Genomic DNA, 15,484 nt, shown 5'->3' with positions numbered 1-15,484 from the left:
GCTGATGGATCGGTTATTCTTAAAATCAGTACCCATTCTGGAATTGATTGAAGAAGCAGGATACGAGGCTTATTTCGTTGGCGGCTCCGTAAGGGATTATATCCTTGGCAGGCCCATAAACGATGTGGACATCGCTACTTCCGCAACACCCCAGGAAATCAAAAGGATTTTTCCTAATACGGCTGATATCGGAATCGACCATGGAACAGTGCTTGTCATTACGGATACAGGTACATACGAAATTACGACGTTTAGAACGGAAAGCGGGTATTCGGACTTTCGCAGACCAGATGCTGTACAATTTGTCCGTTCTTTGACTGAGGATTTGCAAAGAAGAGATTTTACGATGAATGCAATGGCAATGGATAAGACCGGAAAGATCATCGATCCATTTAATGGTAAGTGTGATTTGGCAGAAAAAAGGATTATCACGGTTGGTAACCCGCATGAAAGGTTTCATGAGGATGCATTGAGAATGATGCGTGCTTTAAGGTTCGTCAGTCAACTTGATTTTGAACTGGATCAAGAAACCTTTGATTCCCTTAAAGAGAACGCCCAGATAATCAGTGAAATCGCTGTCGAAAGAATCCTGGTTGAATTTGAGAAGCTAGTGGCCGGCTCCAATAAGATAAGGGCTTTCTCACTCTTGCTGGAAAGCGGATTATATCAATACCTGCCTTTATTCTCCAGTAAAAAAGATCATTTAATGGACTTACTGAACCTGCCGCTTCACCAGCTAAAAGCGGCAGAAATTTGGTCTATAATCATGGTTCACACTAAGGATCAGGAAATGGAAAAGGCTTTGAGGGCATGGAAGCTGCCATTGAAAACTATAAGAAATGTTAAAAGCACGATACAGCTAGTAAAGAAAGAACCATCAGCCTTCGATGTATTTCAGGCAGGTCATGGCGTAACTGTACAAGCTGCTAAAGTCAGGGCGGCACTGACTGGCGGTAATGTATCGGATGCGGAGGAGGATGCACATAGACGCTACAATGAACTTATTATCAAACAAATGTCGGATCTTGCCGTTACGGGTACGGATTTATTGAATTGGCATCAAGAAAAGCCAGGTCCATGGGTCAAAGAATACTTGGAAAATATATTGAAAGCTGTCTTGAATGAAGAATTAAGAAATGATAAAGAAGAAATAAAGAGGTGGCTGGTGAAATGCAATCTGAGTTAAGAACAAAGCTGATGGAAGCCCTCTCAAAAGCGGATGGTACGTTTATATCCGGTCAGGAAATTGCTGAATACATTGGCTGTTCGCGCACAGCTGTCTGGAAGCATATAGAAGACCTGCGCAGTGAAGGTTATAATGTGGAAGCCGTTAGGAAAAAAGGCTACCGGATCATATCAGCGCCGGAAAAAGTGTCCGAGAGCGAAATACAACTTGGCTTGGAAACAAAAACAATCGGCAAGATGATCCACTATCAGGAAACTGTAGAATCCACTCAAAAAATTGCGCATCAACTAGCAAATGAAGGCGTTCAGGAGGGAACCCTCGTAGTTGCCGAGGAGCAGTTATCCGGTAAAGGAAGGCTAATGAGATCTTGGCATTCCCCAAAATTCAGCGGCATTTGGATGAGTCTCATCCTAAGACCGAAAATCCCGATTCATGAGGCTCCACAACTTACATTATTGGCTGCTGTCGCTGTGGCTCAGGCTATAGAGGATACCACTGATTTGAAGCCACAAATAAAGTGGCCGAATGATATTTTGGTGAATCGCAAGAAAGTGGTGGGCATCCTGACGGAGATGCAGGCGGAGTCAGATCGAATCCATTCTGTCATTATCGGAATTGGAATGAATATCAATCAGCAATTGGAGGATTTTCCTGAAGAACTGCAGGAAAAAGCGTCTTCCCTTCTTATAGAAAGTGGAGGGGCGGTTTCAAGGTCCAAGGTCATTCAACGAGCATTGTTTAGACTGGAAAATTTGTACGAACTCTATTTAGATCAAGGCTTCATGCCTATAAAGGATTTATGGGAGAGTTATGCGATCAGTCTTGGACAGGTAATCAAAGCCAGTACCGTTAATGACACGATTGTCGGAAAAGCGTTGGGCATAACGGATTCAGGCGTTTTACTTCTTGAAGACGGAAAAGGAACCGTACATTCGATATATTCTGCAGATATTGAAATTCAGTAGATTTTTGTCAAATTCGTGAAAATTAAATAGAATTTTTCAATTTGGCTTGATATAATGCAAGTGGGCAGTATCTCATGTGAACTGCACCCCCATAAATACCAAATTATTTGAAAATCTGCCTTGATCCAGAGAACTGGACGGGGACGGAGGGATGAAACTTCTGATGAAACAAAGGGATTGACTAAAAGATAAGTGCTGTTTATTGATCGATTTGTGGCTTTTAAGCCATTTTTCGTAGCGAAACAGATACTTTTTTAGTCAGTCCTTTTTTTACGCATGAATGTATAGACACCAGTATTCGCTGATGTTTTCATCTCCTCCATCAAAAGGAGGAAACGTAATGAAATTGTCCGGAGATTTTTTGAAAATGAAACAAAATCAAGAGAAAATTGTCATGTTGACGGCTTATGATTACCCGTCAGCAAAGTTAGCCGAACAATCTGGTGTAGACATGATTTTAGTCGGCGATTCTTTAGGAATGGTCGTATTGGGATATGACTCAACGATTCCAGTTACGGTGAATGACATGATCCATCATACAAAGGCAGTAAAACGCGGGGCACCAAATACTTTTGTCGTGACGGATATGCCTTTTATGAGCTATCACCTATCCATGGATGAAACACTCAAGAATGCAGCCCGGATCATGCAGGAAGGTCATGCGGATGCCGTGAAGCTCGAGGGAGCGGATGATGTTGTTGAAAAAATATCTGCATTGACCAAGGCGGGCATCCCAGTTGTAGCACATCTTGGCTTGACTCCTCAATCAGTCGGCGTTCTAGGTGGATATAAAGTGCAAGGAAAAGATGCCGAAAGTGCAGCACAGCTCTTGGAAGATGCGAGAAAGTGTGAAGCGGCGGGGGCGATGGCAGTAGTTTTTGAATGTGTTCCATATCAAGTGGGGGAACTCATCACACGGAACCTGGGAATTCCAACCATTGGAATTGGGGCAGGCGCAGAAACGGATGGTCAAGTCCTCGTTTACCATGATGTCATCAAGTATGGGGTAGACCGGCTAGCGAAATTCGTAAAAGTTTATGGAGATGCAAATGAACTGATTGGCCAATCGATAACAAGTTTTGTGAATGAAGTAAAATCTAAAGATTTTCCGTCGGAAGAACATACTTTTACGATGAAGGAAGAGCAGCTTTCTGAACTTTACGGAGGGAAAAGATGAAAACTTTTACATCAGCAGCTGATTTGCAATTGGCACTTAAAGAGGAAAAAAACAATCACAAAAGCATTGGCTATGTAGCGACAATGGGGTTTTTACATGAGGGGCATGCAACCCTTTTGGAAAAGGCGCGCAATGAAAATGATATTGTGGTATTGAGTATTTTTGTAAATCCGATGCAATTTGGACCCAATGAGGATTTTGAAACATATCCGCGGGATTTTGAACGGGATGAAAATGTCGCAGCCAATGGCGGAGTGGATTATCTGTTCTATCCAACAGTCCACGAAATGTACGGTGAAGAACCATCTGTGAAAGTTGTTGTCCAAAGCAGGACGGATGTTTTATGCGGGAGGCAAAGGCCTGGACACTTTGATGGTGTAGCGACAGTCTTAACGAAATTCTTCAATATCATCCTTCCTGATAGAGCTTACTTTGGTAAGAAGGATGCCCAGCAAGTCGCCGTGATAGATGGACTGATCAAAGACTTTAATTTCCCTATCCAGCTTGTTGCTGTAGATACCGTTCGCGAAGAGGATGGGTTAGCGAAGAGCTCGCGAAATGTGAATCTATCAGATCGGGAACGCCTGGAGGCTAAAGAGCTGTACCAAAGTTTATTAAAGGCCAAAGAAGCGGTCGAATCAGGTGTAAGAAATGCAGCATCCGTCACGGCTCTAGTAAGGGATCATATTGGTGCCCATACAAGTGGAGTGATCGACTATATTGAAGTCTATCAATACCCGGAACTTAAACCACTTGAAGCGTTAGCTGGAAACGTCATCATTGCAATGGCTGTAAAGTTCAAGCATGCAAGACTAATTGATAATATCACTTTATTTGTAGAATAATTCATGAAGATCAGGGGGGAATTGAGATGTTTCGAACGATGATGAATGGAAAAATCCACCGTGCACGGGTAACTGAAGCTAATTTGAACTATGTAGGAAGCATTACGATTGATGAAGACATAATTGATGCGGTGGGCATTCTGCCTAATGAAAAAGTCGCCATCGTGAATAATAATAATGGTGCACGACTTGAAACGTATGTGATTGCGGGTGAACGGGGTAGCGGTGTCGTGTGTTTGAATGGAGCGGCAGCTAGACTGGTGCAGCCGGATGATATCGTGATAATCATTTCTTATGTGATGGTTTCAGAGGATAAACTGGGAGATCACAAACCAAAAGTTGCGATCATGGATGAAAACAACAAAATCATTGATCTGATTTCAAACGAACCTGCAGCTACAATCATGTAAGCGGAGGGCCGGCACGTGTGCATGAATCACGCATACAGGTGCCGGCCCTTTTCGTCCTTTGATGAACGGCTTGTTTCCTTTATTACGATTATTATGGTATAAAAAAGATAAGAGAATTCCATCAGGAAGTGGAGAAAGCGAAGTTTGAGGTGTACAATTCATGATGCAACGATATGTAGTGGTCGATTTGGAAACAACAGGGAATTCTCCGAAAAAAGGAGATAGGATTATTCAGTTTGCTGGCGTGGTCATCGAAAATGATCAAATTGTGGATGAATACTCGACATTCATCCATCCTGGACAGGAAATTTCCTTGTTTATTGAAGAATTGACCGGAATAAGCAACGAGACGGTAAAAAATGCACCTGACTTTGAAGATGTTGCAGCAAATATTGCCCGGCTTATAGATGGGGCTTGTTTTGTTGCCCATAATGTTTTATTTGATTTATCTTTTTTACAGGAAGAACTAGTACGATGCGGGTTTGAGCCGTTTTATGGTTCCACCCTTGATACGGTAGAGTTAGCGAAAATATTAAAACCAACATCCGATGGATATAAGCTGCACCAGCTGGCTAAAGAAGAAAATCTAGATCATTCCAGGCCCCATCAAGCGGATAGTGATGCATATGCCACCGCTTTATTATTGTTGGAATTGAAAAAAAAGCTGATGAATCTTCCAGTGATGACACTTAAACAGTTATATCGATTATCTTATTCCTTACAAAGTGAGGTTTCCGAATTAATAGATGCTTGCATTGCAAGCAAACTTGCTAAAGCAGAAGTCCATTCACCTGATCTTATTACTTATAGGGGCCTCGCATTTAAAAAGGCCGAAGACGAAAGTGATCATAAAGACACGGAGTCTGAATTCCCGCTCGATAATGCGGAAAAAATAGCTATGCTTCAAAGTGCATTCCCTGCCTTTGAAGCTAGAAGCGGACAACTTGATATGATGAACATGATTCACCATTCCTTCGAATCCAGCCAAGATGCAATCATTGAAGCTGGGACAGGTATTGGAAAATCCATAGGCTATCTGCTTCCGGCCGTTTATTTTGCAAAAAAACATCATAAACCTGTCGTCGTTTCGACGTATACGCTTCAGTTACAGGATCAACTTCTTCAAAACGAGGTTCCTAAGCTTAAGAAAATCCTTCCCTTTACCTTTCAAGCTGTTTTGCTAAAGGGGAGAAGTAATTATTTGAGCTTGGCAAAGTTCGAAAGGGCATTGCGTGAGAAGGAAGATAATTATGAAACGGCATTAACGAAAATGCAGATATTGGTTTGGCTTACTGAAACCGTAACAGGCGATAAAGATGAATTGAATCTTACAAGCGGCGGTCAGCTATTTTGGAATAGGCTTCAAAGTGATGGTCTTACATACGCCGGTTTAAAACAGCCCTGGCTTGAATTGGATTTTTTTGAACGGGCAAAAAGAACGGCTGCCAAGGCGGATATCATCATTACTAACCATTCATTTTTAATGACGGATCTGCTTACAGAAGACGCCTTGATTCCAAAAAAAGGGTATTTAATTCTCGATGAAGCACACCATTTGGAACAGGCTGCATCTAAACAGCTTGGGAGCAGGCTTAATTACATTTCGGTGAAGACTGTTTTGAACAGACTAGGGACATCAGATCAAAAGCAATTATTATATAAATTGGACAGGATGCTCTTAAATAATGGACTGACGGATGGGAAGTCTACACATGGATTAGATCAAAAGCTTAGTGATTTTTCGTATGAATTCGAACAGCTTTTTTATTACATTTCCAATCAGGCGGAAAAACTTTCACGTTCCATGAGTCCGAAACGGCTTTCATTCAAAATAGATGATGGAAGATGGGGTAAAGCGATTCTGGTCGCTGAGCGATTGGTGGATTTATTAGGATGCATCATCACGGAGTTAGAGAAAAGATTGGCTCTTTTATTGAATAATGAGTCCCCCTTAGGAAAAAATTCATTATTTCACTTGAATGATATCGAGGTGCTGCTTGGACATTTACAGGATACCAGGGATTCCTTGCATGAATTTTTCATCAAGCCGCATGAAGAAAATATTTATTGGCTTGATTATACGAATGCAGCACCCCAGCATGGGGTAACTTTGACGGTTCAGCCGATTGCAGGAAGTAAACGGTTATGGGATTCATATTTCGGGCGCCAAAAAAGTGTGGTCATGACATCGGCAACCCTCGTGGTGAAGGATTCCTTTAAGTATTTTAAAGAACAACTCGGTTTAGAGAATGAGCCAATGCAGACAGCAAGCTTTCCTTCACCCTTTCCTTATAAGGAACTCGTGAAGGTACTGGTTCCCAATGATTTACCAGATATCAATGGCTTATCGGTGGAGGAATTCTCCGAAACCGCGGCAAACCATATTATTGCTGCCGCTCAGGCAGCGAAAGGGAGGATGATGGTATTATTCACTTCGCATGAAATGCTGCGGGCAACCTATCATTCCATCAAAGACAGTGCCGTACTGGATGAGTTCACGCTGTTTGCACAAGGGATTTCCGGCGGAAGCCGGATGAGACTGCTCAGGAATTTCCAAAACTTCGAGAAAGCCGTCCTGTTTGGGACAACCAGCCTATGGGAAGGCGTCGATATCCCCGGCGAGGATTTATCTTGTTTAATCATTGTCAGGCTGCCTTTTTCGCCACCGGATGAACCAGTGACAGCTGCAAAATGCCAACTTCTCGAGAAGCAAGGGCGCAATCCCTTCTCTGCGTATTCTTTACCTGAAGCCCTATTAAGGTTCCGACAAGGTTTCGGCAGGCTTATACGCACTCCAGAAGATAAAGGGATTTTGGTTATTCTTGATCGCCGCATCATCACTGCCAAATATGGACCTGAATTTCAAAAGGCCATACCTGAAGTGGACTGGCACCAAGCCTCAATAACAGAAATGGCTGAAATGATAGAAGAGTGGATTTAAAGAATCTTTAGATTATTCATTAATGTAAAATGAATTTTTATGAATTTATAAAGAAAAATAACCTTTGAACTGGTATAATGTGATAGGTGGTAAAGCCTTCAAATCCTATTCATACCAGTGGTTGTTGACAATTTATTAAAATGGAGGGGCGTTTTCATGGAAAGTAAAATCGAAGTAATTTCAACAGTCAGGTTGCAACATTCTCCTGATCTGTATAAAATTGTGGATTCTTTGAACCGAACACTGAAAAAAGATGACTTAATGTTCGGTCTGGCATTGGATTCCCAAGATCAAGAAAAAGCGATATTTACAATTTATCGTACATAGAAAGAAGGAAAAGCAGCTTTGAAAAAATGGTTGATTATTGCTTCCATCCTAGTCCTTTGTTTTATCGGATTTGTCAGCGGGGCATATATTAAAGCGTTGCAGCCTAAAAAAGAGGCTGGTAATGAAGCTTTTAAAAAGGCAAAGGAAGAGGGCGGCCTTGTGACCATGGAAGAGTTCTACCTTTATAATGGGCAGGATTCATACTCCGTCATCATTGGTAAGGGAGAAAAAGGGACTAAAAAAATAGTCTGGCTTCCTGAGGACAAGAAGAAAGAAATAGTAGTGGAAAACTATAAAGATGGTAAATCAAAAAAAGAGATCTTAAACATTGTCAAAGAAAAGCTTAATCCCCAAAAAATCATTTCCGTTAAGCTAGGCATGGAAAAGAACGTTCCGCTTTGGGAAGTAACGTATCTTGATGAATCCGAGCGTTTTAACTATGACTATTATGATTTTAAAACTGGGGAATGGCTAAAGTATTATCGAAGCATTTAGAATGGAGGATTAATTTAAAATGAAATTAGCGAACCGCGTTCAGTCATTAACGCCATCAACAACATTGGCCATTACGGCAAAAGCAAAGGAACTTAAGGCCCAAGGTCTAGATATAATTGGTTTGGGTGCTGGTGAACCAGACTATAATACGCCAAAACATATCATAGATGCTGCACTTCTATCCATGAATGAAGGTCAAACTAAATACACGCCATCCGCTGGTCTGCCGAAGCTAAAAGAAGCAATTGCGGCTAAATTAAAGCGTGATCAAGGCTTGGAATACAAACCATCTGAAATTTTAGTTGGCTCAGGTGCAAAGCACGCGCTTTACACATTGTTTCAAGCTATCCTGGATGAAGAAGATGAAGTCATTGTACCGATACCATATTGGGTGAGCTATCCTGAGCAAATCAAGCTTGCTGACGGAAAGCCAGTTTATGTAGTCGGTACGGAAGAAAATCAATATAAAATCACTAAAGAACAATTAGAACAAGCAATTACCGAAAAAACGAAAGCTGTTATCATCAACTCTCCAAGCAATCCAACGGGCATGCTTTATTCAAGGGAAGAATTGGCGGCTATCGGGGAAGTTTGCCTGGCTCATGATATTTTGATCGTTTCCGACGAAATTTACGAAAAATTGGTTTATGGAAATGCTAAACATACATCCATTGCAGAGATTTCACCTGAATTGAAAAAGCAAACGATCATCATCAATGGTGTTTCTAAATCGCATTCGATGACTGGCTGGAGAATTGGTTATGCAGTCGGTGAAGAGTCCATCATTAAAGCAATGACGAACCTTGCCAGCCATAGTACATCCAACCCTACCACAACTGCTCAATATGGTGCGATTGCCGCTTATGAAGGTACACAGGAGCCTGTTGAAGAAATGCGTCAGGCATTTGAAGGCCGTTTGAATAAGATATATGATAAATTGGTTGAAATTCCAGGCGTTAGCTGCATTAAACCACAAGGGGCATTTTATTTATTCCCGAACGTTAAACGTGCAGTTGAATTAACAGGGTACAGCAATGTCGAAGACTTTACGACTGCGTTGCTGGAAGAAGCTCAAGTGGCTGTCATTCCAGGTTCAGGGTTTGGTGCACCTGATAACATCAGACTCTCTTATGCAACTTCACTGGAGCTGCTGGAGGCAGCCGTTGAAAGAATACATTCATTCGTTAAATCAAAAATGGCATAATTTTTTTATAACCTGCAGACTACCTGGTTACATCAGGGTCTGCAGGTTTTTTTAGTTGGATTATATTTCGATATGGTACTTTCGGGAAGGAGACATGATAAGCATTTTAGCTCACTTCACTATCGTAAAGGAAAAGGTGGGCAACTGGATTTTTTTGTTGCAATTCAGACTATTCATAGGAACGGATCATTATATATGGCAAAACAAGCTTGTAAAGAAAAATAAAAATCATATATGATTTTTAATAAAAATCGATTGCAATCATATATGATTTCATATATGATGAAAATATGGAAGAGAAAAACAAAAACCCCAGCAAAAAGCAAATAGCTTATGAGCACCTTCGTAAATTAATTTTGGATGGAACATATGGTTCTGGACAGCGGATCATTATCGATCAAACGGCAAAAGAACTTAGTTTAAGTCCGATTCCTGTCAGGGAAGCGATCAGACAACTGGAATCTGAAGGCCTTATTCAATATAAGCCTTATAGTGGAGCAGTGGTTACAAGCATTAATGAGAGCGAATACATTGAAACCCTTTCTGTTTTATCTTTGCTTGAAGGATATGCAGCTGCCCTCAGTTCTTTAACGATGAATGATCATGATTTTGAAAATCTAATTAATTTAAACCAAGAAATGGAAAAAGCCCTCCATAACTTTGAATTAGAGCTGTTTGGTAAGTTAAACGAATGTTTCCATGCGGAAATTTATGAAAAGTGCGGAAATTCCTTTTTAAAGGAGGAAATTAAACAGGCGCAACAAAGAATGAATAGAGTCAGAAAGTCCATGTTCACCATGGTGCCGCAACGCGCAGTCCAATCGATTCGCGAACATGAAAGCATCATAAAGCTTCTAAAGGAAAAAGCATCTTTTGAAGAAATTGAATCATTGGTGAGAAAGCATAAACTGAATGCCATCAGCACATTCAAGCAGAGGGCGGAAACTAATCACGATCAGGCACTTTGATGACCCAGGCTTTGTTTTATAATAGTCGATCGATTATTCATAAAAGCAAAGCCGATTTTTTCACTTTAATTATTCCGAATATTCAAATAATAAAAAGGTGGTAGAAAAAATGTACGAGGAAATCAAAAGTCGTTTAAGAGGATCCATCGCTCCCGTTATCACCCCGTTTGATGACAAGATGGAAGTGGATGTAAAGGCAATTGAAAATCTAGTAAACTGGCATATTGAAAGCGGTTCCCATGGAATCTCGGTATGCGGGACTACCGGCGAGCCGAGTTCACTAACGATTGAGGAACGGGAATTAGTGATGGAAACGGCAATTAAAGCAGCAAAAGCCCGTGTTCCAGTTGCACCAGGTACTGGATCTGCCAATCAGAAAGAAACGTTGCATTTGACAAAAAGGGCACAGGAAATGGGTGCGGATGCTGCTCTAGTCATCGTTCCTTATTACAATAAACCGAATCAACAGGCACTTTACAATCATTTTAAAACGGTAGCCGATTCTGTTGATATCCCGCTTATCGTTTATAACATTCCCGGAAGAACGGCGACGAATTTAGAAGTGAAGACATTGGCACGTCTTGCTGAAGATTGTGAAAATATTATTGGTGTGAAGGAATCAAATAAGGATTTTGAACATGTGAACCGTGTCTTATTGAATTGCGGAAGGGATTTTCTCTTATATTCGGGCATCGAATTATTATGCTATCCAATGTTGGCTATTGGAGGGGCAGGACATATAAGTGCTACAGCTAATATCACTCCTAAAGAAGTGGCGGAAATTTATAACCATTGGGTGGAGGGGGATGTGGATAAGGCACTTGACCTCCATTACAAATTAATGCCATTGAATGATGTTTTGTTTAAAGAAACCAATCCAGGACCATTAAAGGCTGCAATGGGGATGATGGGGAAAATCAATCCTGCATTAAGGCCGCCTATGGGACCGCCTTCGGAACCATTGGAAAAAGAACTGCGTGAAACCCTTCAATCATACGGGTTGATTGATCAAATAATCCAGTCATAATTGCTAGATTGGGAAGATTGCACAAATCCAAACGATTATTGTCATCTTCCCGTATTAATTTTTAAAGGAGGATTTATCATGCAAACTTTTCCCGTGCAGGATGTCAAGCATTACATCAATGGTCAATTTGTCGCTGGTATCTCAGGAAAAACATTTGAAAATCTGAGCCCTTTTAATAATCAAGCCATCAATAATGTGGCAGAAGGGTTTAAAGAGGATATTGATCAAGCGGTAGCTGCCGCAAGAGCTGCATTCGATAATGGTCCATGGAGAACGATGAAAGTGGAAGAAAGATTGAAGTACATTAATAGGATTGCTGATTTAATTGAAGAAAATGCAGAAGAAATTTCCTTTTTGGAATCACTTGATACAGGGTTGCCGATTAGTCAGACAAAAAAACAGGCGGCAAGGGGAGCCGAGAATTTCCGTTTTTATTCTGAAATGGTGAAAAGCAGGCTAATAGGAGAGTCGTATCAAGTGGATGACACTTTCATCAATTATACGATTCATAAACCGATAGGAGTGGCAGGGTTAATCACACCTTGGAATGCGCCTTTCATGTTAGAAACCTGGAAGATCGCCCCGGCCTTGGCTACAGGTAATACATGTGTCCTTAAACCGGCGGAGTGGTCTCCATTGACTGCCAATAAATTAGCACAAATCGTTGACCAATCCGGTCTGCCAAAAGGCGTATTCAATATCGTTCACGGGTTTGGGGAGACAGCAGGGGCGTCCTTGGTTGCCCATCCTGAAGTCCAATTGATATCCTTTACCGGAGAAACGACAACTGGCGCTGAAATCATTAAAAATGGTGCGGATACAATGAAACGTTTTTCCATGGAACTCGGCGGTAAATCACCAGCGGTCATTTTTGAAGATGCCGAACTGGAAAAGGCCCTGGATTCAGTGGTATGGGGAATCTATTCATTCAATGGGGAGCGCTGCACAGCCAATTCCAGATTATTTGTCCATGAATCGATAATAGAACAGTTCGTTGCAAAATTGAAGGAACGTGTTCATAATATCAAAATTGGAAACCCAATGGATCCAGAAACGGAAATCGGACCGCTGATCCATCGTAACCATTATAATAATGTCTCCCGCTATCTGGATATAGCAAAAGATGAAGGGGCGGAAATTGTAAGCAGTGCCATACCAAGTGCGTTCAAGGAAGGGAATTATATTGCCCCGACGCTTCTCTTGAACTGTACAAATGATATGACGGTAGCACAAGAAGAGATTTTTGGACCAGTCATGGCAGTCATTCCTTTCAAGACTGAAGAGGAAGTACTGAGAATGGCTAATGATGTAAAGTATGGGCTAGCTGCTTATGTATGGACAAATGATATGAAACGTGGACATAGGTTTGCTCAAGCTGTCGATAGTGGGATGGTCTGGGTGAATTCCCAAAACGTTAGGGATTTACGGATACCATTTGGAGGATCGAAATATAGTGGGGTAGGACGTGAAGGTGGCCATTATAGCTTTGAATTCTATACGGAAACACAAGTTATCCACGTAGCAATTGGAGAACATCACATTCCAAAATTTGGAGACATAAAACGAAATGCCGTTTCTTCTGCTGAAAAATAATCCGGGTTTCATTAAAGAAGGGGAGAATACTATGAATTTTTCTATTATTCGTGTTGCGAGAACGATCCTTAATGTAACAGATTTAGATAAATCAAAAGCCTTTTATGTGGATGCTTTAGGATTTATTGAAACGGAAAGAACGAATGATCACATATATTTACGTGGTTTAGAGGAAGCGCATCATCACTCGCTTATCTTGCAAAAGGCAGAAAAGCCAAGCGTTGAAGCAATAGGATACAAGGTTGAAAAAGAGGAAGACCTTGAAGAATTGGAATCTTTCTTCCTGTCCAAGGGAATGAAGATGAAGTGGATGCAGGAAGGAACACAGCATGCACTAGGCAAGTCGATACGAGTTCAGGATATTTCAGGATTGCCAGTGGAATTTTTCAGCAAAATGGATAAAGCCGAGAGATTGCTGCAACGATTCGATATGCATAGGGGTTCAAGGGTCCAAAGGATCGATCATGTGAATTGTTGTGTAACAAATGTGCAAAAAGCCTATGATTTTTATGTGAAAGGATTAGGTTTTGCCTGCTCGGAAGATACATTGGATGAGTCGGGCCAATTATGGGCAACGTGGCTACATAGAAAGCAAACGGTCCATGACCAGGCATTCATGAATGGAATCGGTCCAAGACTTCATCATGTAGGCTTCTTTCTGCCTGACCCCCTTGCACTTATCCATGCCTGCGATGTACTGGCATCACTTGGATATGCACAGTCCATCGAACGCGGACCAGGAAGGCATGGCCTATCCAATGCATTCTTCCTATATTTAAGAGACCCGGACGGTCACAGGATCGAATTATACAATGGGGATTACTTAACATCTGACCCGGATACCGAACCGATTCATTGGGATTTGAATGATCCAAGACGCCAGACATTCTGGGGAGCCAAAGCTCCGGATTCATGGTTTGATGAGGCTTCTGCTGTACTTGATATAATATCAGGTGAAGAAGTTCCTCTTGAAGAACCGATTCTGGCAAAAAGCAAGCCTGAATTCATCATCTAAAAAGAGGCGGGATTTAGGATGAATGATCGAACGTTTCGGCAAAACATACATGGACTCTCATGGTCATTTGGATAGGACGCTAGTCCATTTATACCTGTTCCAAGACCTATTGTCACCGTTTAAGGGAATTGTTGAATAGTTGATGGAAAACTGCTGAATTATGGAAGGTCCGTTTACTGAGTTTATAATGGAACCTTTCAAGAAGCAAAGGAAGGAAGATGGATTTGGATATCATTCATGTTCAGCACCCACTTTCCATTATATATACAGCAGAAGCAGAACCGTGTGTAATGGCTCTTGGATTTTTCGACGGAGTTCATCTAGGCCATCAAGAATTGATAAATCTAGCCAAAAGGATTGCCATACAGCAAGATTTGAAATTGGCAGTCATGACATTTTTTCCACATCCAAAGCAAGTCATAGGAAACGATCAAACGCCCCGAACATACATTACTCCCTTAGAGCAAAAAGCAAAAATCATGCAGGATTTAGGTGTAGAAACCTTGATAGTCGTGAACTTCGATTCCGCATTTGCCCATCTTTCACCTTCTGGTTTTATCGAGGATTATCTATGTGGATTTAAATGCAAACATGCCGTGGCAGGATTCGATTTCCGCTATGGGTATAAAGGGGAAGGGAATATGGAAACGCTGAAAATCGAAGGTAAGCGATTTTTTGAAGTGACGGAAATGAAGAAATTTGAAATTGATCATGAAAAGGTAAGTTCCACTAAGCTTAGAAACTTGATTGCGGCAGGTCGGTTCGCAGATATCCCGTCATACCTTGGCACATATTTTGAAAGTCAAGGGACAATCAATTCCAAGGACAATCAACATGTCATCGTTACATTATCGGAAGCATTCCTGACACCCCCGCCAGGCATTTATTTAATCGAAATCCAAAACGAAGGAAATGTTTATGAGGGAATTGCCTATCAATCAATGGACAGATCATTTCAAGAGAGTTGGCACTTACATTTCTATGATTCCCTTCCCTTGGAAGGAAAGAAGATTCATATCAAATGGAAAAGTGAAAGTATAAAGAAGTCGAAACAGATGACGGATATGCGAGCCAAGTCTATTACGAAAGTGCAAGCCTTCTAAAAGATATGGTCTGGGACAGGGCAGCAGTGGGAACTTACTGCTGCCCTATCTGTATGCGTCATCGGTTAGACAAAAGGAGTACTGAAAGCTTAGGAATGGGATTTAGACCCTCTTTGTGCAGATGAGTTTGTTTGGATTTTGGGATGGTGGGGGGGGGATGTGCCATTGAAGAAAGCGGCTGACATTGGAGAGGCTCAATATACTTCTAGTACCGTCCTTGCAAAAATA

14 protein-coding genes are annotated in these 15,484 nt (G+C 41.4%); all 14 read left to right on the top strand.

Going from position 1 to position 15,484, the window contains the following annotated elements:
- Nucleotides 1-4: 4 nt before the first annotated feature.
- The gene (locus tag Q8G36_RS07020; protein ID WP_305160079.1) at nucleotides 5-1,186 is read left to right on the top strand and encodes a CCA tRNA nucleotidyltransferase; all 1,182 of its coding nucleotides are present in this window, start codon (nucleotides 5-7) and stop codon (nucleotides 1,184-1,186) included.
- Nucleotides 1,171-2,151 carry a biotin--[acetyl-CoA-carboxylase] ligase gene (locus Q8G36_RS07015; protein WP_305160078.1) on the top strand — a complete coding sequence of 327 codons (981 nt, stop codon included), beginning with the start codon at nucleotides 1,171-1,173 and terminating at the stop codon, nucleotides 2,149-2,151. Before Q8G36_RS07020 ends, Q8G36_RS07015 begins: the two co-directional genes overlap by 16 nt.
- 340 nt (nucleotides 2,152-2,491) lie before the next feature.
- Nucleotides 2,492-3,328, top strand: coding sequence for a 3-methyl-2-oxobutanoate hydroxymethyltransferase (panB, locus tag Q8G36_RS07010; RefSeq protein WP_305160077.1), 837 nt, complete (start codon nucleotides 2,492-2,494; stop codon nucleotides 3,326-3,328).
- Nucleotides 3,325-4,173 carry a pantoate--beta-alanine ligase gene (panC, locus tag Q8G36_RS07005; protein WP_305160076.1) on the top strand — a complete coding sequence of 283 codons (849 nt, stop codon included), beginning with the start codon at nucleotides 3,325-3,327 and terminating at the stop codon, nucleotides 4,171-4,173. The genes panB and panC overlap by 4 nt, the downstream gene beginning before the upstream one ends.
- A 26-nt stretch (nucleotides 4,174-4,199) precedes the next feature.
- Entirely contained in the window at nucleotides 4,200-4,583 is a 384-nt protein-coding gene (gene panD, locus Q8G36_RS07000; protein ID WP_054400285.1) for an aspartate 1-decarboxylase, read from the top strand.
- 160 nt (nucleotides 4,584-4,743) lie between these two features.
- Nucleotides 4,744-7,524: an ATP-dependent DNA helicase DinG gene (gene dinG, locus Q8G36_RS06995; RefSeq protein WP_305160075.1), complete on the top strand. Its 2,781-nt coding sequence runs from the start codon at nucleotides 4,744-4,746 to the stop codon at nucleotides 7,522-7,524.
- A gap of 156 nt (nucleotides 7,525-7,680) precedes the next feature.
- On the top strand, nucleotides 7,681-7,851 hold the full coding sequence (locus Q8G36_RS06990) for a YpmA family protein (protein WP_065310840.1): 171 nt from the start codon (nucleotides 7,681-7,683) through the stop codon (nucleotides 7,849-7,851).
- An 18-nt stretch (nucleotides 7,852-7,869) separates the two neighbouring features.
- A complete protein-coding gene (locus tag Q8G36_RS06985; protein ID WP_063233239.1) occupies nucleotides 7,870-8,346 on the top strand; it encodes a DUF5590 domain-containing protein in 477 nt (158 codons plus the stop codon).
- Between the two features lie 19 nt (nucleotides 8,347-8,365).
- The gene (locus tag Q8G36_RS06980) at nucleotides 8,366-9,550 is read left to right on the top strand and encodes a pyridoxal phosphate-dependent aminotransferase (RefSeq protein ID WP_305160073.1); all 1,185 of its coding nucleotides are present in this window, start codon (nucleotides 8,366-8,368) and stop codon (nucleotides 9,548-9,550) included.
- A 290-nt stretch (nucleotides 9,551-9,840) separates the two neighbouring features.
- A complete protein-coding gene (locus Q8G36_RS06975) occupies nucleotides 9,841-10,518 on the top strand; it encodes a GntR family transcriptional regulator (RefSeq protein WP_305160072.1) in 678 nt (225 codons plus the stop codon).
- A 109-nt stretch (nucleotides 10,519-10,627) separates the two neighbouring features.
- The gene (gene hpaI, locus Q8G36_RS06970; protein ID WP_305160071.1) at nucleotides 10,628-11,545 is read left to right on the top strand and encodes a 2,4-dihydroxyhept-2-ene-1,7-dioic acid aldolase; all 918 of its coding nucleotides are present in this window, start codon (nucleotides 10,628-10,630) and stop codon (nucleotides 11,543-11,545) included.
- Nucleotides 11,546-11,623: 78 nt separating this feature from the next.
- Nucleotides 11,624-13,138 (top strand): 5-carboxymethyl-2-hydroxymuconate semialdehyde dehydrogenase, encoded by a 1,515-nt coding sequence (gene hpaE, locus Q8G36_RS06965; protein WP_305160070.1) that lies wholly within the window; start codon nucleotides 11,624-11,626, stop codon nucleotides 13,136-13,138.
- A 31-nt stretch (nucleotides 13,139-13,169) separates the two neighbouring features.
- Nucleotides 13,170-14,153, top strand: coding sequence for a 3,4-dihydroxyphenylacetate 2,3-dioxygenase (gene hpaD, locus Q8G36_RS06960; protein WP_305160069.1), 984 nt, complete (start codon nucleotides 13,170-13,172; stop codon nucleotides 14,151-14,153).
- A gap of 224 nt (nucleotides 14,154-14,377) precedes the next feature.
- Nucleotides 14,378-15,256 (top strand): FAD synthetase family protein, encoded by an 879-nt coding sequence (locus tag Q8G36_RS06955; protein ID WP_305160068.1) that lies wholly within the window; start codon nucleotides 14,378-14,380, stop codon nucleotides 15,254-15,256.
- Nucleotides 15,257-15,484 lie beyond the last annotated feature (228 nt).

Source organism: Peribacillus frigoritolerans (assembly GCF_030676415.1).
In the GTDB taxonomy this organism is placed as follows: domain Bacteria; phylum Bacillota; class Bacilli; order Bacillales; family DSM-1321; genus Peribacillus; species Peribacillus frigoritolerans_A.
Note: the sequence above shows the minus strand (reverse complement) of the source record. Positions and strands in the feature narration are given on the sequence as shown.

Excerpts from the sequence above, each read along its gene's own strand:
- Q8G36_RS07020 (WP_305160079.1), top strand. The coding sequence starts at position 5 with ATGGATCGGTTATTCTTAAAATCAGTACCCATTCTGGAATTGATTGAA.
- Q8G36_RS07015 (WP_305160078.1), top strand. The coding sequence starts at position 1,171 with ATGCAATCTGAGTTAAGAACAAAGCTGATGGAAGCCCTCTCAAAAGCG.
- panB (WP_305160077.1), top strand. The coding sequence starts at position 2,492 with ATGAAATTGTCCGGAGATTTTTTGAAAATGAAACAAAATCAAGAGAAA.
- panC (WP_305160076.1), top strand. The coding sequence starts at position 3,325 with ATGAAAACTTTTACATCAGCAGCTGATTTGCAATTGGCACTTAAAGAG.
- panD (WP_054400285.1), top strand. The coding sequence starts at position 4,200 with ATGTTTCGAACGATGATGAATGGAAAAATCCACCGTGCACGGGTAACT.
- dinG (WP_305160075.1), top strand. The coding sequence starts at position 4,744 with ATGATGCAACGATATGTAGTGGTCGATTTGGAAACAACAGGGAATTCT.
- Q8G36_RS06990 (WP_065310840.1), top strand. The coding sequence starts at position 7,681 with ATGGAAAGTAAAATCGAAGTAATTTCAACAGTCAGGTTGCAACATTCT.
- Q8G36_RS06980 (WP_305160073.1), top strand. The coding sequence starts at position 8,366 with ATGAAATTAGCGAACCGCGTTCAGTCATTAACGCCATCAACAACATTG.
- Q8G36_RS06975 (WP_305160072.1), top strand. The coding sequence starts at position 9,841 with ATGGAAGAGAAAAACAAAAACCCCAGCAAAAAGCAAATAGCTTATGAG.
- hpaI (WP_305160071.1), top strand. The coding sequence starts at position 10,628 with ATGTACGAGGAAATCAAAAGTCGTTTAAGAGGATCCATCGCTCCCGTT.
- hpaE (WP_305160070.1), top strand. The coding sequence starts at position 11,624 with ATGCAAACTTTTCCCGTGCAGGATGTCAAGCATTACATCAATGGTCAA.
- hpaD (WP_305160069.1), top strand. The coding sequence starts at position 13,170 with ATGAATTTTTCTATTATTCGTGTTGCGAGAACGATCCTTAATGTAACA.